Raw genomic sequence first — 24993 nt, 5'->3', positions numbered from 1 at the left:
TTTTTTCTTCCGTTCATGTCCGCCGACTCCGACCACGCGCTCGAACTGCTCGACATCAGCTGCACCTTTCGCTCCAAGGACGAGCGCAGCCAGCGCTACACGGCGGTGGCCGGCACCTCGCTGCGGGTGCGCGCGGGCGAGTTCGTCTCGGTGGTCGGTCCCACGGGCTGCGGCAAGTCGACGCTGCTCAACGTCGGTGCCGGCCTGCTGGAGCCTTCCTCGGGCACGGTGAAAGTCTTCGGCCAGCCGCTTTCGGGCATCAACACGCGCGCGGGCTACATGTTCCAGACCGAGGCGCTGATGCCCTGGCGCAGCGCGCTCGCCAACGTGATGCTGGGGCTGCAGTACCGCGGGATGCCGGACGAGGAGGCGAGGGCGCTGGCCGAGCAGTGGCTGGCGCGCGTGGGGCTGGTGGGCTTCGGCGACCGCTATCCGCACGAGCTCTCGGGCGGCATGCGCAAGCGCACGGCGCTGGCCCAGGTGCTGGCGCTGGATCCGGACATCATCCTCATGGACGAGCCTTTCAGCGCGCTCGACGTGCAGACGCGCCAGCTGATGGAGAACGAGGTGCTCGAGCTCTGGGCCGCGAAGAGAAAGGCGGTGCTCTTCATCACGCATGACCTCGACGAGGCCATCGCGATGAGCGACCGCGTGGTGGTGCTCTCGGCCGGCCCGGGCACGCATCCGATCGGGGAGTTCGCCATCGACCTCGCGCGTCCGCGCGACGTGGTCGAGGTGCGCACGCATCCGCGCTTCGTCGAACTGCACGCGCAGATCTGGAGCGTGCTGCGCGACGAGGTGCTGAAGGGCTATGCGCAGCAGCTGAAGAAGGCCGCCTGATGGCGCTGCGGCCGAACGAGGGCAATGCGCGCGGCTGGCAGCTTGCGCTGCTGGTCGTGCTGCTGGTGCTGTGGCACCTGGTGTCGCGCGACACGCAGGTCGCCTTCTTCCTCGGCGAGCCGATCAAGGTGGCGGGCCGCATCTGGAGCTGGTTCCTGCCCATCGCCATCGCGCCGAACGCGCTCTTCCCCGACGGCCTGGCGGGCCGCGCCGACATCTACCTGCACCTCGGCGTCACCCTGCTCGAGACCGTGCTGGCCTTCGGCATCGGCACGCTGCTGGGCCTGGCCTGCGGACTCTGGCTGGCGCTGGCGCCGACGGCCAGCCTGATCCTCGACCCCTACATCAAGGCAGCGAACTCTATGCCACGCGTGATCCTGGCGCCCATCTTCGCGCTGTGGTTCGGCCTGGGCATCTGGAGCAAAGTGGCGCTGGCGGTCACGCTGGTGTTCTTCATCGTGTTCTTCAACGTCTACCAGGGCGTGCGCGAGGTCAGCCCGGAGGTGCTGGCCAATGCGCGCATGCTCGGCGCCAGCCGGCGGCAGCTGCTGCGCACGGTCTATTTGCCGAGCGCGACCAGCTGGGTGTTCTCCAGCCTGCACACCTCGGTGGGGCTGGCCTTCGTCGGCGCGGTGGTGGGCGAGTACCTGGGCTCGGCGCGCGGCGTGGGCTACCTGATCCTGCAGGCCGAAGGCACCTTCGACGTCAACACCGTGTTCGCCGGCATTGCGGTGCTCACCGCCTTCGCGCTGGTGCTCGACGGCTTGGTGGGCCTGATCGAGCGGCGGCTCATGAAATGGCAGCCGAAGAGCGGCGAGACGGAGAAGCTCTGAGCGCCGGTGCTTCGCCCCGCCGCGCCATCGACGGCTAGCGCTTCTTCTTCGAGGGCGCGCCGCCGCGCTTTTCGCGCACGATCTTGCCCGAGGAACCCGACCTGGCGACCGGCGCGGTCTTGGCGGTGCTGGTCTTGACGACGCCGCCGCCGCGCTTGCTGGTCACGACCACCGTGCTGTCATGACGGCCGCGCAGGCCGCGGCCGACGCGCTCGGCGCCTGCGGCCCGCACCGGCAGGTAGACCACCACTTGCCCGCCGCGCTGGAATACATGGCCGGTCTTCACGTCGTTCCATTCGGCGACGCTGGCGGGGCTGAGCTTGTAGCGGCGCGCGATGCTCGCCACGTTGTCGTTGCGACCGGCCTTGACCACGGTGCGGCGGGTGACGATCTCGGGCTGGAAGCTCAGGTGGCCCGTGTCGGCGACGGTGGCCTGCACGTCCTCCTGCACGCGCGCGCCGCGCGGCACGATCAGCGTCGAGCCGGCCTTGATCATCATGCGCGGGGGCACGCTGTTGATGGCGCGAAGGTCGGATTCGCTCATGCCCGAGCGCTGGGCGGCGTCGGCCACGGTCATGGTGTTGGGCACGGTCCAGGCGGTCCAGCTCGCGTATTGGCCCTGGGTGTAGGCCTCGAAGTTGCGCTGGAACACGGCGGCGTTGTCCCAGGGCAGCAGGATCTCGGGCGTGCCCGCGGCCAGCAGCACCGGCTTGTGGGCCGAGGGGTTGAGGGCGCGGAAGTCCTCGATCTTCACGTCGGCCAGCTTGGCAGCCAGGGCGACGTCGAGATCGCGCTTGAGCGTGACGGTCTGGAAGTAGGGGTGGTTGGCGATGACCGGCAGGTCGGCGTTGAAGCGCTCCGGGTTGGCGACGATGTTCTTCACCGCCTGCAGCTTGGGCACGTAGTACCGGGTCTCGGCCGGCATGTTGAGGTCGGTGTAGCCGGTGGGCAGGCCGGCGCGCTGGTTCCTGGCGATGGCGCGGCTCACGCTGCCTTCGCCCCAGTTGTAGGCGGCCAGCGCAAGGTGCCAGTCGCCGAACATGCCGTAGAGCTTCTGCAGGTAGTCGAGCGCGGCGCGGGTGGAGGCAACGACGTCGCGGCGGTCATCGCGGAAGATGTTCTGCTTGAGGTCGAAGTCGGTGCCGGTGGCGGGCATGAACTGCCACATGCCGGCGGCCTTGGCGCTCGAGACGGCCTGCGGATTGAAGGCGCTTTCGATGTAGGGCAGCAGTGCCAGCTCGGTGGGCATGTCGCGGCGCTCGAGCTCCTCGACGATGTGGAAGATGTAGCGGCTCGAGCGCTCGGTCATGCGCTGCATGTAGTCGGGCCGGCTCGCATACCACTGCTCGCGGTCGCGCACCAGCTCGTTGTCGAGGTCGGGCATCTTGAAGCCGCGGCGGATGCGATCCCACATGTCGACCGGCGGGGCGAGCGTGACGACGGAGCGCGAGCGGGTGGTGCCGGAGGTGATGGGGGTCAGCGCTCCGCCGGGATAGACCGGTGCCGCGGCGGTGCTCGATGCGGTGGAAGCGGTGTCGGGGGTGGTCGAGGAAGAGGAGCCCGTGCCGGTGGTGCTCGCGCAGCCCGCGAGCAGCAGCGAGCCGGCAAGGCAGGCAGCAAGGATGAATTTCATCGAAAGTTGTTTTTCCATTGGCGCAGTGCGCCGCTGTGATCGGCATCATGGCGCGTGACTAGAATCGCGGCCAACTGCAGATTGCCGCGAGCGGGTGCATCGAAGACCGGCGCGGCATCTCCCGGGTCGACCACGATCGCGTTGCGTCCATCCTGCAGCATCCAGATGTAGTTGTCGGCGAAGGCGGGCAGTGGGACGAGCTTCATGAGCGGTCAAATTATAGGTTTGCACGAGTGGTTCCAGACCCCTCCCGGCCGCTACCTGCTGGCTTGGGAGCAGTCACGCTTCGACCAGGCGGTGGCCGACGTCTTCGGCTACCACGCGCTGCAGCTGGGCCTGGCCGAGGTCGAGGGCCTGCGCGCCAACCGCATGCCGCATCGCTGGCTGGCGGTAGACGATCCGGCGGTGGCGGCCAGGAGCGCGCTGGTCACCGACTTCACGGCGCTGCCTTTTTCGGCCAACAGCCTCGACCTCGTGGTGCTGCCCCATGCGCTGGAACTCAGCCACGACCCGCACGGCACGCTGCGCGAGGTCGAGCGCGTGCTGGTGCCGGAGGGCCGCGTGGTCATCTGCGGGCTCAACCCGACCAGCCTGTGGGGCATGCGCCAGTGGCGTGCGCACCTGTATCAGCGGCTGGGCTTCGGCGAGCTCTTCCTGCCCGACTCGGGCGACTTCATCGGCTACCGGCGCATGCGCGACTGGCTGCGCCTCCTGAGCTTCGAGGTCGAATCGGGCGACTTCGGCATCTACCGGCCGGCGGTGCGCAGCGAGGCGTGGCTCGAACGCTGCCGCTGGTTCGACACCCTGGGCGAGCGCTGGTGGCCGATCTTCGGCGCGGTGTACTTCCTGGTCGCGGTCAAGCGCGTGCGCGGCATGCGGCTGCTGTCGGCCGACTGGCGCCGGGCAGCGCAGCGCGCGAGCGCGCCGGTGCCGATCGCCGGCAAGGTACACCGCGGCCATCACCATCACCGGACACGACAACGACAAGGAAACGGTTCTTGAACGAAGTACAAATCTACACCGACGGCGCCTGCAAGGGCAACCCGGGCCCCGGCGGCTGGGGTGCCTGGCTTAAGTCGGGCGCCACCGAGAAGGAGCTTTTCGGCGGCGAGCTCAACACCACCAACAACCGCATGGAGCTCCAGGCGGTGATCGAAGGCCTGAGGGCGCTCAAGCGGCCCTGCAAGGTGGTCCTCTACCTGGACAGCCAGTACGTGCGCATGGGCATCACCGAATGGATCCGCGGCTGGAAGGCCAAGGGCTGGCTGACCTCGACCAAGCAGCCGGTGAAGAACGTGGAGCTCTGGAAGGAACTGGACAAGCTGGTGTCCGAGGGCGGCCACCAGATCGAATGGCGCTGGGTCAAGGGCCATTCGGGCGACGTGGGCAACGAGCGCGCCGACATGCTGGCCAACAAGGGCGTGGAGCGGGCGCTGGGGCGGCTCTAGCCTCTAGAGTGCGGCCGGCCGGGTGACGAGGCGCTCCGGCGCCTCCAGCACCTCGCCCATGCGGGCGCGGAACAGCAGTTCGTCGGTGTGGCGCAGGCGGCGGCTGATCTCGCGGCCGATGTTCATCTGGATCAGCGCGAACTGCACGGCGTCGTGCTCGAACAGGCGCAGCAGGTTGTCGGGCGTGATCCGGATGGCGGTGCAGTCTTCGTCCGCGCGTATCGAGGCGCTGCGCGGGAACAGGTCCAGGAGCGCCATCTCGCCGAAGCAGTCGCCCGGCCCGAGCCGGCGCAGCAGCAGGCGCTGGTCTTCCCAGCTCTTCGAGACAGTCACGCAGCCGCGTTCGAGCACGTACATGCCGTCGGCCATGTCGCCTTCGCGGCAGAAATAGTCGCCTGCGGCGACCTCCATCACCGGCGCGGGCTCGAGCAGGAACTCGATGGTCGCGGCATCGATCGCGCCGAAGATCGGCATCTGCTGCATCAACTCGATTCTGGCTGCGAGCATGCGCGCCTCCTGCGCAGGGCTGAGGTCGCGATCCTAGATCACGCCTTCGAACATCATCACGTCGACCAGGTCACCCGCCGCCACGCTGCCCTGCGCATGGTGCAGCACGACCAGGCCATTGGCCTCGACCATCGAGCTGAGCACGCCGGAGCCCTGGTTGCCGGCGATGCGCACATCGGGTAGCGAGCCCGGCACAGGCTCGACGCGGCCGCGCTGGTATTCGGTGCGGCCCGGCTTCTTGCGGATCGCATCGACGCTCCTGGCGCGCAGCAGGGGCGGCGGCGCGCAGCCCTGTTCGTGGCAGCCCATCATGCGCAGCAGGGCCGGCCGCACGAAGGCGAGGAAGGTGACCATCACCGCCACCGGGTTGCCGGGCAGGCCGAAGAGCACGGCCGAGCCGCCGGCTTCGCGCGGCTTGGGGATCAGGCCGACCGCCATCGGCCGGCCGGGGCGCATCGCCACCCGCCAGAAGGCCATGTCGCCCTGCTGCTGCATCACGGCGCGGGTGTGGTCGGCTTCGCCCACGCTGACGCCGCCGCTGGTGATGATGGCGTCGGCCTCGATTGCGGCGCGGCGCAGCGTGTCGGCCAGCGTGGCGGGGTCGTCGCGCACCAGGCCCAGGTCGATCGCCTCGCAGCCGAGGCGGGTGAGCAGGCCCAGCACGGTGTAGCGGTTGCTGTCGTAGACCGCGCCTTCGCGCGGCAGCTCGCCCAGGCTCAGGATCTCGTCGCCGGTGGAGAAATACGCCACGCGCAGCCGGCGCAGCACCGGCACCATCGGCAATCCGAGGCTGGCCACCATGCCCAGCGCGGCGGGCGACAGGCGCTCGCCGCGCAGCAGCGCGGGCTGGCCCTGCTGCAGGTCCTCACCGGCCAGGCGGCGGTTGTCGCCGCGCCGCAGCGCCTTGGCGGGAAAGCGCACCTGCTCGCCCTCGACGAAGCAGAACTCCTGCGGGACCACGGTGTCGAGGCCGGCGGGCATCACGGCGCCGGTCATGATCTTGACCGCATCGCCCGGCGCCAGCGTGCCGCGCCAGGGCGCGCCGGCGAGCGCGGTGCCGGCCACGCGCAGGCTCACCGAGGCGTCGCTGGCGGCGTCGGCGGGCAGCAAGGCGCCGTCGAAGGCGAAGCCGTCCATGGCCGAGTTGTCGTGCGGCGGCACGCTTACGGGCGAGACGATGTCCTCGGCCAGCACGCGGCCCAGCGCGTCGCGCAGCGCGATGCGCTCGGTCTGCGTGACGACGGCGGATTGCGCGAGGCGCGCCAGGAAGTCCTGCACCGCCTCGACGCCGAGGGCCTTGGGGTCGTAGCCGGCCAGTTCGGCGGCGATCTCGGCAATGCGGCTCATGAGGGAAGCACGGTCAGCGTCGCTGGGCTTCGAGCGTGTGCAGCTCGGCCAGCGTGTTGGCATTGAAGAAGGCATCGGGCGCATCGCCCGGGCGGTCGAAGGCCGCCAGCGCGGTGCGGTGCTGGGCGGTCCAGCGGTCGATCTTGCGGCCGCCCTCCTGCGTGAAGCGCACCAGGCTTTCGAGCAGGGTGGCGCGCAGCAGGCAGAACACCGGTTGGGGGCGCAGGGCCGAGGCGCCATCCGCTTCGGCCGCGGCCTCGGGGGCGTTGACCATTGCGATCTCGGCGTCCTGCGCCAGCAGCGCCTCGCCCAGGCGCTGCGCCAGGTCGAAGGGGAACAGCGGCGTGTCGCAGGGAACGGTGAGCAGGTAGGGCGTCTCGCAGCGCTCCAGCCCGGTCAGGAAGCCGGCCAGCGGCCCGGCATAGTCGGCCAGGCCGTCCGGCCAGACCGGCACGCCGAAGGATTCGTAGGCCGCGAGGTTGCGGTTGGCATTGATCATCAGCTCGCCGACCTGCGGCGAAAGCCGCATCAGCGCGTGCAGCGCGAGCGGCGTGCCGTTGAAGTTCTGCAGGCCCTTGTCGACGCCGCCCATGCGCGAGCCGCGCCCGCCGGCCAGGATCAGGCCGCTGATCTCGCCGGCAGCGATGGCGGTGGGCGCGCTCATCCGCCGATGTAGCTCATCTCGACACGGCGCGCGCCGCTGGCCGCCTCCGTGTCGGGGCCGCGCAGCGCGCGCAGCTCGGAGTAGCGGTCGGCCCGGCCCTGCCAGATGTGGCCGATCGCGGAGGCGATCTGCGCATCGTCGGCGTCGCCGCGCAGCAACGGCCGCAGGTCGTGGCCGCTGGTCGCGAACAGGCAGAGGTAGAGCTTGCCTTCGGTCGACAGGCGCGCGCGGGTGCAGTCGTGGCAGAAGGCCTGGGTCACGCTGCTGATCACGCCGACTTCGCCGCCGCCGTCGCGGTAGGCCCAGCGCTGCGCGGTCTCGCCGGGGGCCGTGGCCTCGAGCGGATCGAGCGGGAACGCCTCGGCGATGCGTTGCAGCACTTCGGCGGAGGGCATCACCTCGTCCATGCGCCAGCCGTTGGTGGCGCCGACGTCCATGTACTCGATGAAGCGCAGCACCACGCCGGTGCCGCGGAAGCGCCGCGCCATCGGCAGGATCTCCTGCTCGTTGGTGCCGCGCTTGACCACCATGTTGACCTTGATCGGGCCGAGCCCGGCAGCGTGTGCCGCATCGATGCCGGTGAGCACCTCGGCCACCGGGAAGTCGACGTCGTTCATGCGGCGGAACACGGCATCGTCCAGGCCGTCGAGGCTGACGGTGACGCGCTGCAGGCCCGCGGCCTTGAGCGCGGCGGCCTTGCGCGCGAGCAGCGACCCGTTGGTGGTCAGCGTGAGGTCCAGCGGCTTGCCTTCGGGCGTGCGGATCGTGGCCAGCTGTTCGACGAGGAGCTCGAGGTTCTTGCGCAGCAGCGGCTCGCCGCCGGTGAGCCGGATCTTGTGCACGCCATGCGCGGCGAAGATGCGCGCGAGCCGGGTGATCTCCTCGAAGCTCAGCAGCGCGCTGTGCGGCAGGTACTGGTAGTCCTTGTCGAAGACTTCCTTGGGCATGCAGTAGCTGCAGCGAAAGTTGCAGCGGTCGGTGACGCTGATGCGCAGGTCGGTGAGCGGGCGCGCGAGCCGGTCGAGCAGCACTCCGGTGGCCGGCACCGCGTGCGCCGGCAACGGCGCGGCGCGGCGGGCGCGGCCGATCTGGGAGACGGGGACGATGTGCTTGTTGCTCATGGGGAAGGACCAATTTAACCCATTGCCGGGCCGGGCGCCCCCTCGGAAACTACTTGACCACGGCGGCGTAGAGCATGTTGCGCTGCCGCAATAGTGGACCGACTGTTACGGTCCACTAGACGCAGCGCGCGCCGTCGACCTCGATGCAGACGCCGCTGATGAAAGCGGCCTCGTCGCTCGCCAGGTAGAGCGCCGCGTTGGCCACGTCGAGCGCGGTGGAGAAGCGGCCGAGCGGGATGGTGGCGAGGAACTTGGCCTTGCGCTCCTCGGTGATCGGACCGCCGGCGAACTCGGCCGCGAGGCCGGTGTCGGGGTTGAACACGGGGTTGATGCAGTTGACGCGGATGTTGTCCGGGCCGAATTCGGCCGCCAGCGACTTGCTGGTGGTGATCACCGCACCCTTCGAGCCGTTGTACCAGGTGAGGCCGGGCCGCGGGCGCACGCCGGCGGTGGAGGCGATGTTGATGAACGCGCCGCCGCCATTGGCGCGGAAAGCCGGCACCGCGTGGATCGTGGAGAGATAGATGCTCTTCATGTTGACCGCGTAGCAGCGGTCGAACTCGTCCTCGCTGACTTCGAGGGCCGGGCGGTTGCGGTGGGTCCAGCCGGCGTTGTTGACCATCACGTCCAGCTTGCCGTGGCGCTGCACCGCGGCGGCGACCAGGGCCTGCATCTCGGCCGACTTCGTGACATCGGCCGCGAAGAAGGAGGCCCTGCCGCCGGCGCGCAGGATGGCCTCGACCACCTGTTCGCCGAGCGCGGTGTTGATGTCGTTCACGATGACCTGCGCGCCCTCGGCCGCCAGCCGCTTGGCAATGCCTTCGCCGATGCCGCCGCCGGCGCCGGTCACGATGATGGATTTGTCCTTGACGCGCATGCTTGAGTCTCCAGGGATGAGGGAAGAAACGGGCAAGTGTAGGCAGCTCGTCGCCGTCCTGGGCTGCCTCTATCGGGAGCATTGAAATTCCCGAACCACGATCCAGATGAGAATTACTATCATCTGAATCATGAACCCAAGCTCATCCCTCGCCAGCGCCGCCGGGCGCCCCTCCTGGCCCTTGCGGCAGGCCCTCGGGATCGCCATCGTGCTGGCCGGCGTGCTGGTGCTGGGCGTGCAGTTCTGGCAGTACGTTGCCAGCCGGCCGGTGGTGCTGCAGGCGCTGACCGGCGGCTCGGTCGCGGCGCTCGCGACCGCGCTGGGCACCCTGCCCATCGTGTTCTCGCAGCGGCTGTCGGACCGCACGCAGGACACGCTCTTCGGCTTCGGCGCCGGCGTGATGCTCGCCGCCAGCGCCTTCTCGCTGATCATTCCGGGCATTGCCGCGGCGCGCGCCTCGGGTGCGGATGCCTGGGGTGCCGGCGGCATCGTCGGCAGTGCGATCCTGCTGGGCGGTCTGGCGCTGCTGGTGCTGGACCGGGTGCTGCCGCACGAGCATTTCATCAAGGGCGTGGAAGGGCGGGACACGCGCGCGCTGCGGCGAACCTGGCTCTTCGTGTTCGCGATCGCACTGCACAACCTGCCCGAAGGCCTGGCGATCGGGGTCGGCTTTGCCGGCGGGGACGCGCTGCGCGGCAGCGCGCTGGCAACCGGCATTGCGATCCAGGACGTGCCCGAAGGCCTGGTCGTCGCCGCGGCGCTGCTGGCCGCGGGCTATCGCCGGCCGTTCGCGGTGGCGATCGGCATGGCCTCCGGCCTGGTCGAGCCGTTGGGGGCGGTGTTCGGCGCCGTGATCGTCAGCCACTCGGCGCTGCTGCTGCCCTGGGGCCTGGGCTTCGCGGCCGGCGCGATGCTCTTCGTGATCAGCCACGAGATCATCCCGGAGTCCCACCGCAAGGGCCACGAGGCCTTCGCGACGGGTGGGCTGATGGTGGGCTTTGTGCTGATGATGTTGCTGGATACGGCCCTCGGTTGATGCTCAGCCGTGGCGCACCGCCACGGTCTTGAGCGTGGTGAAGCCGTAGAGCGCCTCGAAGCCCTTCTCGCGGCCATAGCCCGAGGACTTGACGCCGCCGAAGGGCAGCTCGACGCCGCCGCCGGCCCCGTAGTTGTTAACGAAGACCTGGCCGCTCCTCACGCGTTTGGCCATGCGGAACTGGCGCGCGCCGTCCTTCGTCCAGATGCCGGCGACCAGGCCGAACTGGGTGGCGTTGGCCTGTGCCACCGCCTCGTCCTCGTCGCGGAAGGACATGGAGGCGAGCACTGGGCCGAAGACTTCCTCCTGCGCCAGCCGGTGCGTCACCGGCACGTCGCGCAGCAGGGTGGGCGCCTGGTAGAAGCCGGTCTGCGGCGCTTCGTCGACCACCACGCCCTGGGCCACCATCGGGATGCCGGCATGCTGGGCGTCGGACAGGAAGTCCCAGACCCGCTGCTGCTGGGTCTGGCGGATCAGCGGGCCGACGTCCAGGTCCATGGCCGCGGGCCCCACGCGCAGCGCCTCGAAGGCCTGACCCAGGCGTTCCAGCAGCAGCTCGTAGATCTCGCGCTCGACCAGCACCCGCGAGCCGGCCGAGCAGGTCTGGCCGGCGTTCTGCACGATGGCGTTGATCAGCACCGGGATGGCGGCGCCCAGGTCGGCGTCGGCAAAGATGATCTGCGGGCTCTTGCCGCCGAGCTCCAGCGTGACCGGGCAGTGGCGCTCCGCCGCCACCTGCTGGATCAGCGTACCCACCTTGGGGCTGCCGGTGAAGCTGATGTGGTCGATGCCCGGGTGCCGCGCCAGCGCATCGCCCACCTCGTGGCCGTAGCCGGTCACGATGTTGATCGCCCCGGGCGGGAAGCCGACCTCCGCCGCCAGCTGCGCGACGCGGATCAGCGACAGGCAGGCGTCTTCCGAAGGCTTGACCACGCAGACATTGCCCGCGGCCAGCGCCCCGCCGACGCTGCGGCCGAAGATCTGCATCGGGTAGTTCCACGGAATGACGTGGCCGGTGACGCCGTGCGGCTCGCGCCAGGTGAAGACGCTGTAGCCGTCCTGGTAGGGGATGGTCTCGCCGTGCAGCTTGTCGCAGGCGCCGGCATAGAACTCGAAGTAGCGCACCAGCGCCAGCGCATCGGCGCGCGCCTGCTTGACGGGCTTGCCGCAGTCGCGCTGCTCCAGCAGCGCGAGCTCGTCCGTGTGCTCGGCGATCTTCTGCGACAGCTTGTAGAGCAGCCGGCCGCGCTCGGCCGCGCTCTGCTTCTGCCAGCTGCCCTCGAAGCAGTCGCGCGCGGCGCGCACGGCCGCGTCGATGTCGGCGGCATTTCCGCGCTGCAGGTCGTCGAAGGGCTGGCCGTCCGACGGGTCGAGAACGGGGAGGGTTCGGCCGGAGGAGGAGGGGACGCTTTCGTTGGCGATGTAGTGGAGCTGCATGGCGTGAATTGTGGCGCCAGGGCGCCCGTTACGTCACTTCGACGCCGTCGCCTTCGGCAGCGCCTTCAGCGCATTGAGCATGCGCTCCACATGCTTGTCCGGGTTGAGGTTCTGGTAGTAGTAGGCGACCGTGCCGTTGGGCGCGACCACGTAGGACAGCCGGTTGGCGAAATCGGGGCGCGTCTGCATCACCGCGTCGAAGCCCTCGATCACGACCTTCGAGCGGTCGGCCGCCACCGGGAACTTGCTCTGGCACTGCTTGACCGAGAAATCCTTCAGCGTGTCGATATCGTCGGCCGAGACGCCGATCACCGACGCGCCCGCCGCCTCGAACTGGGCCATGGCCTCGGCGAAGGCGTGGGCCTCGATGTTGCAGTCGGTGGTGCCGGCGGCCGGGAAGAAATACACCACCACCGGGCCCTTGGCCAGCGCGTCGGCCAGCGAATAGTTGAAGGTCTTGCCGCCCAGCGCGGCGGTGGCCGTGAACTTGGGCACCGGATCGCCGATGTCCAGGGCCGCGAAGGCCGGGGAAAGAGCGATGCCTGCGACTGCAAAGGCGGCGATACGCGCGAGAATCCGTCGGGTCATGGTGTAACTCCGGGAAGAGGCATCGCGAAATTCTAGAACCCGAATGGATTGTGCGGCAGGGGTGAAACCGGCAAGCGACCGGCGCCGTATCCGTAAAACGATCAGAGAGAGGAAAGATCATGAACGCATGGGTCCATCTGCTGCGCGTCGCGTTGCTGTGTGTCCTCGCCGCCGGGCTCGCGGCCTGCGGCTCGCTGCCGCCGGCGAAGGAGCGGCCCATGGCCTTTGCGGCGCCTCCCGATTCGTCGACCACGCTGGCCAAGGTCGTGGCCGCGTCCACGCCGCCGGGCGAGCATTCCGGCTTCCGCCTGATGCCGCTGGGCGTGTATTCGCTGGACGCCCGCATCCAGCTCGCCAGGCGGGCCGAGCACTCGCTGGTGGTGCAGTACTACCAGCTCGAGAACGACGGCGTCGGCCGGCTGCTGATGCGCACGTTGCGCGAGGCTGCGGCTCGCGGCGTCAAGGTGCGCATCCTGGTGGACGATCTCTACACCGAAAAGAGCCAGTACCTGCTGCTGGCGCTTTCGCAGACGCCCAATGTCGAGGTGAGGCTCTTCAACCCCTTCTGCTGCGGGCGAGACGGCTTCCTGTCGCGCTTCGTCGCCTCGCCGGGCGAGATCTATCGGCTCAACCACCGCATGCACAACAAGCTGTTCATCGCCGACGGCGTGATGGCGGTGGTCGGCGGGCGCAACATTGCCGACGAGTACTTCGTTTTAAGCGAGGCGCAGAACTTCATCGACATGGACGCGGTGGTGGTGGGCAAGGTGCTGCCGCAGCTCGAAGCCATCTTCGACACCTACTGGAACAGCGAGCAGGTCTGGCCCATCGCCGACATCGTGCGCGGCCAGGGCGGGAAGACGCCCGGCACCGCCGAGTTCGATTCCTGGGTGGACATGGCCGCCCCGGCGCCCAAGATCGTGCTGCCGCCCAACGATATCCTGGGCTACGGGCCGATCTCCGAGGAGCTCGACGAGGGGCGCATGGGCCTGCTGTGGGGCGTGGCCCATGCCGTGGCGGACCCGCCCACCAAGCCCACGACCATGACCGCCGACGAGGCCCTGGCCACCAGCGTCACGATGCGGATCTGGAGCAACCTGCTCGACGCCAAGCAGGAGGTGCAGATGACCTCGCCCTACCTGGTGCCGGGCGAGAAGGGCATGGCTGCCTTCGAGTCGCTGGGCAAGCGCAAGGTCAAGCTCGTGCTCCTGACCAACTCGCTGGCGGCCAACGACGAGCCGCTGGTCCACACGGGCTACATGCGTTATCGCGAGCGCCTGCTGAGATCCGGCGCCGACCTCTACGAGCTGAGCCCCGAGCGCACCACCGCGAGCAAGCGCTTCGGCTCCTTCGGCAGCTCGCTGGGGCGGCTGCACGCGAAGACCGCGGCCATCGACCGCTCGCGCATCATGATCGGCTCGGCCAACCTCGATCCGCGCTCGGCCACCCAGAACACCGAGATGGGCATGCTCATCGACAGCCCGCAGCTGGCACGCGAGATGCTGCGGGTGATCAGCGTGAGCCGGGTCCAGAACTCCTACCGCCTGCGGCTGGCCAAGGACACCGGCCGGCTCGAATGGCTGACCACCGACGGCGAGAAGGAGATGGTCCTCACATCCGAGCCGGAGGCGACCTTCTTCCAGCGCTTCTACAACAGGCTGATCGCGCCGATCGTGCCGGAAATGCTGTTGTAGCCGTCCGCGCGTGGCAGCCACCTTCCAATCCCTGTCCGCCCTGCAGGTCATGCTGTGGGGCGTGGCCTTCTTCGGCAGCATCTACCTGACCTTCGGTGCCATCAACTGGCTGCTGACGCACAAGCTCCTGCCGGCACTGGGCATCGGCCGCCGGCTCGACCCGCGGCCGGTGCGGCCCGAGCAGCTGCGCAGGGAAATCGGGCAGTCGGCCGTGTCGGTGGCGGTCTTCGGCCTCGGCATGGTGTTCCCCTGGGGCTTTCTGCAGCTGGGCTGGGCGAGGCTCGACGGGGCCGCGGGCGGGCTGCAGATCGCGCTGGAGATCCTCGCGCTGGCAGTCTGGAACGACGTGCACTTCTGGCTCAACCACCGACTGCTGCACACGCGGCTGCTGCGGCGCTTCCACGGCCCGCACCATCGCTCCACGGTGACCACGCCCTTTGCCACCTACAGCTTTCATCCGCTCGAGGCGCTGTTGCTGGGCAACGTGATCCTGCCGCCGATGCTGGTGCACGACTTCAGCTTCTGGGCGCTGGCTTCGGTGCCGCTGTTCAGCCTCTTCTTCAACAACGTGGGGCATTCCAACTACGACTTCTTCCCGGCGGTCTCGTACAACCACTGGTTCGCCGCCAGCCGCCGGCATCACCTGCACCACGCCTGCCACAGCGGCAACTACGGCTTCCAGTTCACCTTCATGGACCGGCTGTTTCGCACGCGCATCGCCGCCGACGCGGCCGAGCCGCAGTTGCGCGCCTACCGCGAGAAAGAAAAAAGCCATGGCGCCCCGGCCTGACCGCGCGCCGCGCCTGCCGCGGCTGCACCACTGGCGCGACTGGCAAAGCCTCGCCTACCTGGCGCTGCTGCCGGCGCTTGCGGCCTGGCAATGGGTGCACGGCTTCCACTGGCTGCTCTACGGCCTGATGCTCTTTCTCACCCTCGGCGTCAGCGTGATCCATCACAACCATGCGCACCTGCGCCTGTGGCGCAGCCGCCGGGCGAACCGCTTCACCGATTTCTGGCTGACCCTGCTGCAGGGCCATCCTACCTTCGTGTTCTGGCCGGCGCATATGGCCAATCACCACCGCTTCCGGCACGGGCCGCAGGACGCGGCGCGCACCTATCGCTTCGGCGGGGACACCAATCACCTCTGGGGCTACCTGGTGCATCCGCTGCAGGCGGCGACCGTGCTCTACCCGATGTTCGTCGCCTGGCTGGCGACCCTGCGCCGCCACTGGCCCGGCGCATGGCGCTACTGCATGGCGCAGTACGTGCTGTGGCTGGGCAGCTGGGTGGCGCTGCTGGCGCTCGACTGGCGCCGCGCGCTGCTGTTCGTGATCCTGCCGCAGCTGCACGGCCTGCATTGGCTGCTGGCCACCAACTACCTGCAGCATGCGCATGCGGATGGCCGGCCGGGAGCGAAGGGCCGGTCCCTCGACTACGCCCGCAACTTCGAGGGGCTGGTCAATCCGCTGCTCTTCAACATCGGCCTGCACACGGCGCACCACGAGCATTCGCATGCCCACTGGTCGGAGCTCGCGCGGCTGCACCGCGAGCGCTACCGGCACCTGGTGCACCCGGCGCTCAACGAGCGCGGCCTCTTGCCCTACATGGCGCGCGTGTTCCTGCTGGGAGCGCTGGTGCCGCGCTTTCGCAGCCGCTCGCTGATGCCTCCGAGTTCTCTTCCACCGCCCTGATCCCATGCCCGTCCCATTCCAACGCGTCTACCTTGAAAGCGCCGGCTACTTCATGCCCGGCGAACCGGTGTCCAACGAAGGCATGGATGCCTACATCGCGCCGCTCAACCGGATGTCGGAGCGCATCAAGCGGCGCATCCTGGCCGAGAACGGCATCCGCGAGCGCTACTACGCGATCGACGCCGAAGGCCGCACCGTGCACAGCAATGCCCAGCTGGCGGCGGGCGCCGTCCGCCACTGCCTCGAGCAGGGTGCGGCCGAGCTCTCGCGCGTCTCGCTGCTGGCCAGCGGCTCCTCAGGCGGCGATACGCTGATGCCGGGCTTCGCCAACATGATCCAGGGCGAGCTCGCGGCGCCACCCATGGAGACGCTGTCGGTGCATGGCATCTGCGCGGCCGGCGTGTCGGCGATCCAGGCGGCGGCCCAGGGCGTGGAGATGGGGGCGCACCGCTCGGCGCTGGCGGTGGCGAGCGAAATGCCCTCGCGCCTCTTCAAGCGCTCGCGCTTCGCGGCCCGGGGCTACGACTGCGATTTCGACTCGCACTTCCTGCGCTGGATGCTGTCCGATGGCGCCGGCGCCTTGCTGCTGTCGGACGGTGCGCCGGCGCTGGCCGGCACTCCTGGCGCACCTGGCGTTCGGCTGCGCCTGAAGTGGATCCACCAGCGCGCCTTCTCGGGCGACTACCCGGTGTGCATGCAGCTGGGCCTGACCGAGGATCGCGCGCGTGGGCACCTGGACTTCGCCTCCTGGGCCGAGGCCGAGGCCGCGGGCGCGCTGTCGCTGCGGCAGGACATCCGGCTGCTGCCGCACCTGTTCGACATCGGCATCCACGAGTACGCGGGGCTGGTGCGCAAGGGCTGGCTCGACCCGGCGCGGGTCGACCATTTCCTGTGCCACTACTCGTCGGAGAAGTTCATCCCCGTGGTCGACGGCCTGATGCAGAAGGCCGGCCTCGCGATCCCGCGCGAGCGCTGGTACAGCAACCTGGCCTGGCGCGGCAACACCGGCGCGGCCTCGATCATGATCATGCTGGCCGAGTTCCTGCAGACCCGCCGCCTCGAGCCCGGCGAGCAGATCTTCTGCTACGTGCCGGAGTCGGGGCGCTTCATGGCGGCGTACATGCTGTTCGAGGTCGAAGCGGTGGATGCCGCCGTTGCGTCGGTACCGGTGCGCGCGGCAGCGGCAGCGCCGGCCGATGCCGATGCCGAGGCCATCGCCCCGCCGCACGACCCGGCCGGCGCGCCCGGGGCCCTGGGCGGGCTGCTCACCGAGCTGGCCTCGATCTGGCACGACTACCGCTCGCGCGTCTGGCGCACGCCGCTGGTGCGGCAGATCCGCGAGCGGCGCTTCGCGCTGCCGGACTACTTGAACTGGATGGAAAACTGGATTCCCCAGGTGCGCGAAGGCAGCAAGTGGATGCGCGAAGGCGCCGCCTCGCTGGGCCAGCCCTACGAGGCCCTGGCCTCCCTGATCGGCGTGCATGCCCGCGAGGAGCAGGACGACTTCATGATCCTGTTCAAGGACTACCGCAAGGCCGGCGGCAGCGTGGCCGACATCGACGCGCTGCGCCGCAACCCCGGGGGCGAGGCGCTCAACGCCTACCTGCATGGCCTGGCCGCGACGCCGAACCCGATCGGCCTGCTGGGCGCGATCTACATCATCGAGGGCACGGGCCAGCGCATCGTGCCGGCGCTGCTGCCGCTGATCAAGGCGGGCGTGAAGCTGCCGCCCGAGGCCTTGCGCTTCCTCGAGTACCACGGCCACAACGACGAGAACCACCTGAACCGCTGGCTGGCCGCCGTCGAGATGGCGATGGCGCTGGACGAGGAGGGTGGCGCGGCGCGCCGCATCATCGACACCGCGCGCCACACCGCCGCGCTCTACCTGATGCAGTTCGAGCACGTCACGCAGCAGCAGCCGAAGCGCGCATGAAGCCGACGCTCGATTTCCTCGCGCAGGCGCACGACCCGCGCGACCCCAGCCCCTGGCTCGCCCTCTACCTCGACCAGAGCACGCCGCTGCCCGACCCGGTGAAGGCGGCCTGGCTGGCCGACTCGAGCTCGGGCTCGCGGCAGTACCTGTTGCCCTTCCTGCGGCCGCTGGCGCGCATGGCCATCGTGCTGTTCCAGGTGTGCAAGGTCTTCGTGCCGCGCAACTGGTCGCACTCGCGCCTTCTGCATCGCCTGCTGGCCTGGGGCTTGAAGCGCTTCGTCTCGCCCGAGGCGAACTGGCTGATCCTGCGCCATTTCCACCTGGGCTCGCAGGTGCTGGCTTTCATCGGCGCCAACTCGCCGGTGCCGGTGGAGACTTCGCCCCTGGAGCCGGAGGACCTCGACGCGCTGAAGGACGACATGTTCCTGAAGCACGACCTGAACCTTTTCAATTTCGTGATTCGCCTCAACCAGGCGCTACGTGCCAAGGGGCTCGAACTGAAGAAGGCCCAGACCGTCGATTTCTCGATGATCCGCGAGCCCGGAGTGCGGCTGGAGGACATGCCGAAGGGGCCGCTCAACTTCCTGGACCTGCAAAGCGCGATCGAGCTGTTCACGCCCCTCTACCAGCTGATGCTCACCGACAACGACTTCTGGCGCGCCGCCAATTCGCTGCAGCTGGACGAGACCATCGGCATCTACGCCGCCACGCTGCTGGACGCGCCCGAGCACCTCATCCTGGTGAACAACAAGCATCCGCTGGTGCCGCTGTCGACCCTGCGGGCCGGGCACCGGCTGGTGATTCATGGTCTTTCCACCGAGATGCTGCACAGCCTGCTGGTAAAGTTCCGTGCTGCCCGGGAGGCTGGCGCCGCCGGCGGTCACTTGTAATCCCGCGCCACCGCCCTATATGCCCCTCATGAACGCTACCCCATCTCCGGCGCCCAAGATCGGGCGCGCCACGCGCCCTGCCGAGCCGGACGCCGCCCATGGCCAAGGCTGAAACCAAGACCGCCATCGTCGCCGATGGCCTGCGCTACAAGGCCAAGGCCTCGGGCTCCCCCTTCCGCGCCTCGGCCTCCTTCAGCGGGGCGACCATGTCCTGCTTCCTGTGCGGCAAGCATCGTGTGCGCTCCCAGATGCGCACGCGGCAGTTCCTGGGCAAGTCGCAGACGGTCTGCGCACCCTCCTGCAAGGCGCTGGAAGAAGCAGAGGCAGCCGAGGCGGCTTCGGAGTAAATCGCCCGTACGGCCGGCGCTGAGTGCGAAGGCGCGCGGCCGTTTTGTGACATTTTCAAGACCTTGCACGTCGATTTGGCTCTGTAAATCGACTACCAAAAGCGTCGAATTCGATCTACAGTTGGAAACAATTGATGCAAATATTTGCCTCAATACCAAAGTTCTAATTCACGGTCGAATAAATGTATCCGCTTAAAACCATTCACTGCTATTGGTTGAGGCGCGTCCACGACATGGGGAAGGGCGGTTTGCAATGAGCCGCCCAGCCCGTCATGTCGTCATGCAGGTCGTCAAGCGCTCGGGTGGTGCCACGCACCACGTGGAGTTCATCATGGACGACAACTTCGCTGAACGCCTGCGCCAATTGCGCTCGCTGGTGCCGCCGCTCACCGCCCTCAACAAGCAGCGCGATCTCGTGATCGACAAGGTGCGTGTGCGGCTGCCCACCGCCGTGTGGCGCCTCGGCGGCGAAGAGGCTGCGCAGGTGGACGGCTCCTGCATCGTCATTGCTGCCGAGGGCTTCTTCAATTGCGGGGGCAAGGACCGCAAGACCAAGGAGAAGCTGGTCACCTACACCTTCCCGATCGCGCGCCTCATCGAGCTGCACACGGAGCGGCCCGCCGGCGAGACCTTCTACATCCGCGACGGCATCTTCACCAACGACGAGCCTGCCAACTCCGCGGCTGGCCGCTGGGTCGCCTCGCTGCACGAGATAGAAGAGACGCGCCCCCCGGAGTCGCCGTCCGACTTCGACACGCTGCAGGGCGTGCCGCTGCGCACCGAGCAGGGCGCGCTGCCGACCCACGGCGCCAGTCTCAATTGAGCGCGGCGGCGGCCAGGCCGCCGCGCCTGCGCACTTACTGAAGCTTCACCTCGACGCGCCGCGCCTCGGCCGGCGGCCCGTCTGCCTGCGCCTGTGCCGGCTTGGCGAGCTCCACCTTGTCGTCCGGCACGCCCGCCATCCGGAGGGCGGCGCCCACCGCCATGGCGCGCTGCTTGGCGAGCTCGGCGTTCTTCTCGGCGTCGCCGGTGGCATCGTGGTAGCCGCTCACCAGAACGCGCCCGCCGCTCTGCACGGACTTCACGATGTCGGCCAGCGCGGCGCTGGAGCCGGCCGGCACCTCGGCGCTGGCAGAGGCGAAGTAGAACTTGACCACGCCGCCATCGGTCTTGATCGAGGCGCCCGTGTCGCCGGCCGCCGCCGGCGCCGCGGCCGGTGCCGGTGCCGGAGCGGGAGCCGGAGCGACCGCCGGGGCAGGCGAGGCCGCGGGCGCGGTCATCGCGCCGGCATCGCCTGAATGGAACTTGACCACCAGCGGCACGATGAGCAGCGCCACGATGTTGATGATCTTGATCAACGGGTTCACCGCCGGGCCGGCCGTGTCCTTGTACGGGTCGCCCACGGTGTCGCCGGTGACGGCGGCCTTGTGCGCCTCGGAGCCCTTGCCGCCGTGGTGGCCGTCCTCGATGTACTTCTTGGCGTTGTCCCAGGCGCCGCCGCCGGTGCACATCGAGATCGCCACGAAGAGGCCGGTGACGATGGTGCCCATCAGCAGCCCGCCCAGCGCCTTCGGTCCCAGCAGCAGGCCGACCAGGATCGGCACCACCACCGGCAGCAGGCTGGGGATCATCATCTCCTTGATCGCGGCGCCGGTCAGCATGCTCACCGCGCGGCCGTACTCGGGCTTGCCGGTGCCTTCCATGATGCCGGGGATCTCGCGGAACTGGCGGCGCACTTCCTCCACCACCGAGCCGGCCGCGCGGCCCACGGCCTCCATCGCCATGGCGCCGAACAGGTAGGGGATCAGGCCGCCGATGAAGAGGCCCACGATCACCATCGGCTCGCTCAGGTTGAAGCTGATGGCCTGGCCGTAGGTCTCGAGCTTGTGCGTGTAGTCGGCGAACAGCACCAGCGAGGCCAGGCCGGCCGAGCCGATGGCATAGCCCTTGGTCACGGCCTTGGTGGTGTTGCCGACCGCGTCCAGCGGATCGGTGATGTCGCGCACGCTGGCCGGCAGCTCCGACATCTCGGCGATGCCGCCGGCGTTGTCGGTGATCGGGCCATAGGCGTCGAGCGCCACCACGATGCCCGCCATGCTCAGCATGGCCGTGGCCGCCACCGCGATGCCGTAGAGGCCGCCGAGCCAGTAGGAAGCCATGATCGCGATGCAGACGCAGAGCACCGGCCAGGCGGTGGAGCGCATCGACACGCCCAGGCCCGCGATGATGTTGGTGCCATGGCCCGTGGTCGAGGCCTGCGCAATGTGGCGCACCGGCGAATACTGCGTGCCGGTGTAGAACTCGGTGATCCACACCAGCGCCGCCGTCAGCGCCAGGCCGACGAAGCAGGCGCCGAAGAGCTTGAGCTGGCTGCCCGAGGCCGCGATCGCGTTGTCCGGAATGAGCCACTGCGTGACGAACCAGAAGGCGATCAGCGACAGGATGCCCGCCACTGCCAGCCCCTTGTAGAGCGCCGGCATGACGTTGACCATGCCCGGCGAGGCGCGCACGAAGAAGCAGCCGATGATCGAGGCGATGATCGACACGGCTCCCAGCGCCAGCGGATACAGCACCGCATTGACCGGCGCCGCCGTCACCATCAGCGCGCCCAGCACCATGGTCGCGATCAGCGTCACCGCATAGGTCTCGAACAGGTCGGCCGCCATGCCGGCGCAGTCGCCCACGTTGTCGCCCACGTTGTCGGCGATCACGGCCGGGTTGCGCGGATCGTCTTCGGGGATGCCGGCCTCGACCTTGCCCACCAGGTCGGCGCCGACGTCGGCGCCCTTGGTGAAGATGCCGCCGCCCAGCCGCGCGAAGATCGAGATCAGCGAGGAGCCGAAGGCGAAGCCGATCAGCGGATTGAGCAGGGTGGCCAGCTTGGTATTGGGCGTCAGCTGCCCGTTGCCTGCCAGGAACCAGAAGAAGACGGTGACGCCCAGCAGCCCCAGCCCCACCACCAGCATGCCGGTGATGGCGCCGCCGCGGAAGGCGACGTCGAGTGCCGGGCCGATGCCCTGGGTCGCGGCCTGCGCGGTGCGCACATTGGCGCGCACCGAGACGTTCATGCCGATGAAGCCGCAGGCGCCCGAGAGCACCGCGCCGATCACGAAGCCGACCGCGGTGGTGACGTCGAGGAAGACGCCGATCAGGATCGCGAGCACGAGGCCCACGATCGCGATGGTGCGGTACTGCTTGGCCAGGTAGGCCGCCGCGCCGGTCTGGATCGCGGCCGCGATCTCCTGCATTCGGGCGTTGCCCGGGTCCTTCGAAAGAATCCAACTGCGTGCCCAGAAGCCATAACCCACGGCCACGAGGCCGCAGACGATGGCGAGGACGAGTGGGGTGTTGCCGATCATGCCTTGCTTCTCCATTCGTACGTTGTGACTTGTGGAGACGAAAGCACTTGGCCCTGCGCGCAACGCGTACGGGTCTGTGCTTCCGCCGCGTTGCTTCCTCGAAGCCCCGTTCCCTGAAAAGGTGGAGCCGATTGGCCAACGGAGCCAATTTACAGGCAAAAGTCTCGTTTGGTGCGACCGGCCCGTGACACGGAAAGTAAACTTCGGGTTTGTCCGAATCCCTCTAACACTTATCCACTACAGACCACCCTATGTCCCTCGGCAAAGTTTCCCCCGGCAAAGACGCCCCCGAAGCCTTCAACGTCATCATCGAGATCCCGATGAACGCCGACCCGATCAAGTACGAGGTCGACAAGGAGTCCGGCGCGATCTTCGTCGACCGCTTCATGACGACAGCGATGCACTACCCGACCAACTACGGCTACGTGCCGCAGACGCTCTCGGGCGACGGCGATCCGGTCGACGTGCTGGTCATCACCCCCTGGGCGCTGGTGCCGGGCGTGGTCGTGCCCTGCCGGCCGATCGGCATCCTGATGATGGAAGACGAGGCCGGCGTCGACGGCAAGGTGCTGGCCGTGCCCACCGACAAGGTGCTGCCCATCTACAGCCACTGGAAGAAGGTCGAGGACGTAAACCCGATGCGCCTGAAGGCCATCACGCACTTCTTCGAGCACTACAAGGACCTGGAGCAGGGCAAGTGGGTCAAGGTGCTGGGCTGGGAAGGGATCGATGCCGCCAAGAAGGAAATCGTGGACGGCATCGCGAACTACAAGAAGGGCTGACTGGGCACGCTCGACGCGCAGGCGGTATGACTCCCTCTCCCTCTGGGAGAGGGCTGGGGTGAGGGTACCGAGCCTTTGCGCTCGCGCTCAATCGAAGTTCAGTATGACCTTCATCGCCTGCGAGCGATCCGCCGCGAGTGCGAAGGCGCGCGCCGAATCGCGGTAGGACAGCGTGGCCGAGATCAGCGGCTTCACGTCCACCAGCCCCTTGTTGAGCAGCTCCACCGCGACCGCGAACTCCTCGTGGAAGCGGAAGGCGCCGCGCAGGTCGAACTCCTTGGCCACGATGGTGTTGACGGGCAGCGTCATCTCCCCGCCCAGTCCCAGCTGCACGATGACCCCGCGCGGCCGCAGCGCATCGAAGGCGCCGACCAGCGCGCGTTGATTGCCGCTGGCTTCGAACAGCACGTCGAAGCTGCCCTTGTCGGCCGTGAAGCGCGCAAGGCCCTCGGGCTCCTCCGCCACGTTCACGACCTCGTCGGCGCCGACCTTCAGCGCCTTGCCCAGCGTGTGCGAGCCGACATCGGTGGCCACGATGTGCGTGGCCCCCGCGCGCCGCGCCGCGATGATCGCCAGCGCACCGATGGGCCCGCAGCCGGTGACCAGCGCGCGCTTGCCCAGCAGCGGCCCCGCGCGGCGCACCGCATGCAGCGCGACCGACAGCGGCTCCGCCATCGAGCCTTCGCCGTCGCTCACGCTGTCGGCCAGGCGATGCGCCTGCCAGTGCTCCACCACGATCTCCTGGCGGAAGGCGCCCTGCACGTGCGGCGTGCGCATCGCGCTGCCGTAGTAACGCATGTCCAGGCAGTGGTTCTGCAGGCCCTGCTGGCAGTAGCGGCACAGGCCGCAAGGGCGGCTCGGGCTGATGGCGACGCGATCGCCGGCCGCGAAGCTGCCCGCGCCGGCACCCACGGCCTCGATCATGCCGGCCACCTCGTGGCCCAGCACCATCGGTTCCTTGATGCGCACGGTGCCGAAGCCGCCGTGTTGGTAGTAGTGCAGGTCCGAGCCGCAGATGCCGCCGCAGCGCACGCGCACGCGCAGCTGGCCGGGCCCGAGCTCGGGCGTGGGGACTTCTTCGACGCGCAGGTCGCCGGGGGCGTGGATGACGAGTGCTTCCATGATGACGTGCTTCCTTGGCGGGCTCAGAGGGTGGCGGTCACGCCGCCATCGACGTAGAGAATGTGGCCGTTGACGAAGTTGGAGGCCTCGCTCGCGAGGAACACCGCTGCGCCCACCAGGTCTTCCACGTCGCCCCAGCGGCGCGAGGGCGTGCGCCCCACGAGCCAGGCGGTGAACTCGGGGTTCTTCACCAGTGCATCGGTCAGCTCGGTCTTGAAGTAGCCCGGGCCCAGGCCATTGACCTGGATGCCGTGCTGGCCCCAGTCGATCGCCATGCCCTTCGTCAGCATCTTCACCGCGCCCTTGCTGGCGGTGTAGGGCGCGATGCCGGGGCGCCCCAGCTCGCTCTGCACCGAGCAGATGTTGACGATCTTGCCGCGCCCGCGCGGGATCATGTGCTTTGCGACGGCCTTGCCGACCAGGAACACGCTGTCGAGGTTGGTCTTCATCAGCTCGTGCCACTGCGCTTCCTCGAACTGGTCGAGCGGCCCGCGGCGCTGCATGCCGGCGTTGTTGACCAGGATGTCGATGGGGCCGATCTCCGCCTCGATGCGCTCGATGGCCGGGTTCACGGCCTCGCCCGAGGTCACGTCGAAGGCGGCGGTGAAGACGGTGGCGCCTTCCTCGCGCAGCCGCGCGGCGGCCTGCTCGAGCTTGTCGGCGCTGCGTGCGTTGAGCACGACACGCGCGCCGGCGCCGGCGAGTCCGCGCGCCAGCGCAAAGCCGATGCCGGCGCTGGAGCCGGTGATGAGCGCGGTGCGCCCGCTGAGGTCGAAGTTCTTGAGGACGGATTGCAACGAGGTCTCCTGGGATGAGTGAGGTCAGGCGGCGTCAGCGTAGCACC

General features: G+C 68.7%; 25 protein-coding genes. 13 read left to right on the top strand and 12 right to left on the bottom strand.

From position 1 onward, the window contains the following. Window positions 1-15: 15 nt before the first annotated feature. Together GXN78_RS02205 and GXN78_RS02200 are read left to right on the top strand one after the other, a co-directional pair. Window positions 16-840 carry an ABC transporter ATP-binding protein gene (locus GXN78_RS02205; protein WP_106553933.1) on the top strand — a complete coding sequence of 275 codons (825 nt, stop codon included), beginning with the start codon at window positions 16-18 and terminating at the stop codon, window positions 838-840. After that, window positions 840-1673, top strand: a complete 834-nt coding sequence (locus GXN78_RS02200) for an ABC transporter permease (protein ID WP_106553934.1) — start codon at window positions 840-842, stop codon at window positions 1671-1673. The genes GXN78_RS02205 and GXN78_RS02200 overlap by 1 nt, the downstream gene beginning before the upstream one ends. Before the next feature lie 34 nt (window positions 1674-1707). Here GXN78_RS02200 and GXN78_RS02195 read toward each other — a convergent pair whose 3' ends face one another. Both GXN78_RS02195 and GXN78_RS02190 read right to left on the bottom strand, forming a co-directional pair. Further along, window positions 1708-3306 carry a transglycosylase SLT domain-containing protein gene (locus tag GXN78_RS02195; protein WP_106553935.1) on the bottom strand — a complete coding sequence of 533 codons (1599 nt, stop codon included), beginning with the start codon at window positions 3304-3306 and terminating at the stop codon, window positions 1708-1710. After that, window positions 3303-3512 (bottom strand): MBL fold metallo-hydrolase, encoded by a 210-nt coding sequence (locus GXN78_RS02190; protein WP_343231009.1) that lies wholly within the window; start codon window positions 3510-3512, stop codon window positions 3303-3305. Before GXN78_RS02190 ends, GXN78_RS02195 begins: the two co-directional genes overlap by 4 nt. Here GXN78_RS02190 and GXN78_RS02185 point away from each other — a divergent pair. Next, window positions 3511-4308 carry a methyltransferase domain-containing protein gene (locus tag GXN78_RS02185; protein WP_239142574.1) on the top strand — a complete coding sequence of 266 codons (798 nt, stop codon included), beginning with the start codon at window positions 3511-3513 and terminating at the stop codon, window positions 4306-4308. The genes GXN78_RS02190 and GXN78_RS02185 overlap by 2 nt on opposite strands. After that, complete coding sequence (gene rnhA, locus GXN78_RS02180) at window positions 4305-4754, top strand: ribonuclease HI (RefSeq protein ID WP_106553937.1); 450 nt, start codon at window positions 4305-4307, stop codon at window positions 4752-4754. The genes GXN78_RS02185 and rnhA overlap by 4 nt, the downstream gene beginning before the upstream one ends. Window positions 4755-4757: 3 nt before the next feature. On the opposite strand, the gene GXN78_RS02175 is transcribed toward rnhA, so the two are convergent. The 5 genes from GXN78_RS02175 to GXN78_RS02155 form a co-directional block, all read right to left on the bottom strand. Continuing rightward, on the bottom strand, window positions 4758-5261 hold the full coding sequence (locus tag GXN78_RS02175; RefSeq protein WP_106553938.1) for a cyclic nucleotide-binding domain-containing protein: 504 nt from the start codon (window positions 5259-5261) through the stop codon (window positions 4758-4760). Between the two features lie 33 nt (window positions 5262-5294). Continuing rightward, on the bottom strand, window positions 5295-6608 hold the full coding sequence (gene glp, locus GXN78_RS02170) for a gephyrin-like molybdotransferase Glp (protein WP_106553939.1): 1314 nt from the start codon (window positions 6606-6608) through the stop codon (window positions 5295-5297). A gap of 13 nt (window positions 6609-6621) precedes the next feature. Next, entirely contained in the window at window positions 6622-7272 is a 651-nt protein-coding gene (gene mobA, locus GXN78_RS02165) for a molybdenum cofactor guanylyltransferase MobA (RefSeq protein WP_106553940.1), read from the bottom strand. Next, window positions 7269-8393, bottom strand: coding sequence for a GTP 3',8-cyclase MoaA (gene moaA, locus GXN78_RS02160; protein ID WP_106553941.1), 1125 nt, complete (start codon window positions 8391-8393; stop codon window positions 7269-7271). Before moaA ends, mobA begins: the two co-directional genes overlap by 4 nt. A 115-nt stretch (window positions 8394-8508) precedes the next feature. Then, window positions 8509-9270: an SDR family oxidoreductase gene (locus tag GXN78_RS02155; RefSeq protein WP_106553942.1), complete on the bottom strand. Its 762-nt coding sequence runs from the start codon at window positions 9268-9270 to the stop codon at window positions 8509-8511. Between the two features lie 130 nt (window positions 9271-9400). On the opposite strand from GXN78_RS02155, the gene GXN78_RS02150 reads away from it, so the two are divergent. Beyond that, window positions 9401-10306, top strand: a complete 906-nt coding sequence (locus GXN78_RS02150; RefSeq protein ID WP_106553943.1) for a ZIP family metal transporter — start codon at window positions 9401-9403, stop codon at window positions 10304-10306. Window positions 10307-10309: 3 nt separating this feature from the next. Here GXN78_RS02150 and GXN78_RS02145 read toward each other — a convergent pair whose 3' ends face one another. Then, window positions 10310-11743 (bottom strand): aldehyde dehydrogenase family protein, encoded by a 1434-nt coding sequence (locus GXN78_RS02145; RefSeq protein WP_106553944.1) that lies wholly within the window; start codon window positions 11741-11743, stop codon window positions 10310-10312. 33 nt (window positions 11744-11776) lie between these two features. Next, entirely contained in the window at window positions 11777-12331 is a 555-nt protein-coding gene (locus GXN78_RS02140) for a peroxiredoxin (protein WP_106553945.1), read from the bottom strand. Window positions 12332-12450: 119 nt separating this feature from the next. Between GXN78_RS02140 and GXN78_RS02135 the strand changes: the two genes are divergently transcribed. The 7 genes from GXN78_RS02135 (at window position 12451) to GXN78_RS02105 (ending at window position 19709) form a co-directional block, all read left to right on the top strand. Beyond that, a complete protein-coding gene (locus tag GXN78_RS02135) occupies window positions 12451-14025 on the top strand; it encodes a phospholipase D family protein (protein WP_106553946.1) in 1575 nt (524 codons plus the stop codon). 10 nt (window positions 14026-14035) lie between these two features. Beyond that, window positions 14036-14815 (top strand): sterol desaturase family protein, encoded by a 780-nt coding sequence (locus GXN78_RS02130; RefSeq protein WP_106553947.1) that lies wholly within the window; start codon window positions 14036-14038, stop codon window positions 14813-14815. Continuing rightward, on the top strand, window positions 14799-15716 hold the full coding sequence (locus tag GXN78_RS02125; RefSeq protein ID WP_106553948.1) for a fatty acid desaturase: 918 nt from the start codon (window positions 14799-14801) through the stop codon (window positions 15714-15716). Before GXN78_RS02130 ends, GXN78_RS02125 begins: the two co-directional genes overlap by 17 nt. 4 nt (window positions 15717-15720) lie before the next feature. Beyond that, entirely contained in the window at window positions 15721-17649 is a 1929-nt protein-coding gene (locus tag GXN78_RS02120; protein ID WP_106553949.1) for a StlD/DarB family beta-ketosynthase, read from the top strand. Then, window positions 17646-18539, top strand: coding sequence for a hypothetical protein (locus GXN78_RS02115; protein WP_106553950.1), 894 nt, complete (start codon window positions 17646-17648; stop codon window positions 18537-18539). Before GXN78_RS02120 ends, GXN78_RS02115 begins: the two co-directional genes overlap by 4 nt. A gap of 98 nt (window positions 18540-18637) precedes the next feature. Beyond that, window positions 18638-18886, top strand: a complete 249-nt coding sequence (locus GXN78_RS02110; RefSeq protein ID WP_106553951.1) for a hypothetical protein — start codon at window positions 18638-18640, stop codon at window positions 18884-18886. A gap of 253 nt (window positions 18887-19139) precedes the next feature. Beyond that, a complete protein-coding gene (locus GXN78_RS02105; RefSeq protein ID WP_106553952.1) occupies window positions 19140-19709 on the top strand; it encodes a hypothetical protein in 570 nt (189 codons plus the stop codon). A gap of 34 nt (window positions 19710-19743) precedes the next feature. Here GXN78_RS02105 and GXN78_RS02100 read toward each other — a convergent pair whose 3' ends face one another. After that, complete coding sequence (locus GXN78_RS02100; RefSeq protein WP_106553953.1) at window positions 19744-22245, bottom strand: sodium-translocating pyrophosphatase; 2502 nt, start codon at window positions 22243-22245, stop codon at window positions 19744-19746. 251 nt (window positions 22246-22496) lie between these two features. On the opposite strand from GXN78_RS02100, the gene ppa reads away from it, so the two are divergent. Continuing rightward, on the top strand, window positions 22497-23027 hold the full coding sequence (gene ppa, locus GXN78_RS02095) for an inorganic diphosphatase (RefSeq protein WP_106553954.1): 531 nt from the start codon (window positions 22497-22499) through the stop codon (window positions 23025-23027). An 87-nt stretch (window positions 23028-23114) separates the two neighbouring features. Here the strand turns inward: ppa and GXN78_RS02090 are convergent, their stop codons facing one another. After that, window positions 23115-24149, bottom strand: coding sequence for an L-idonate 5-dehydrogenase (locus tag GXN78_RS02090; RefSeq protein WP_181360450.1), 1035 nt, complete (start codon window positions 24147-24149; stop codon window positions 23115-23117). Between the two features lie 23 nt (window positions 24150-24172). Next, window positions 24173-24946 carry a glucose 1-dehydrogenase gene (locus GXN78_RS02085; RefSeq protein WP_106553955.1) on the bottom strand — a complete coding sequence of 258 codons (774 nt, stop codon included), beginning with the start codon at window positions 24944-24946 and terminating at the stop codon, window positions 24173-24175. Between the last annotated feature and the right edge of the window lie 47 nt (window positions 24947-24993).

Source organism: Variovorax sp. WS11, assembly GCF_010499245.1.
Lineage (GTDB): Bacteria > Pseudomonadota > Gammaproteobacteria > Burkholderiales > Burkholderiaceae_C > Variovorax.
This window is presented reverse-complemented; position numbering and strand designations above follow the sequence as displayed.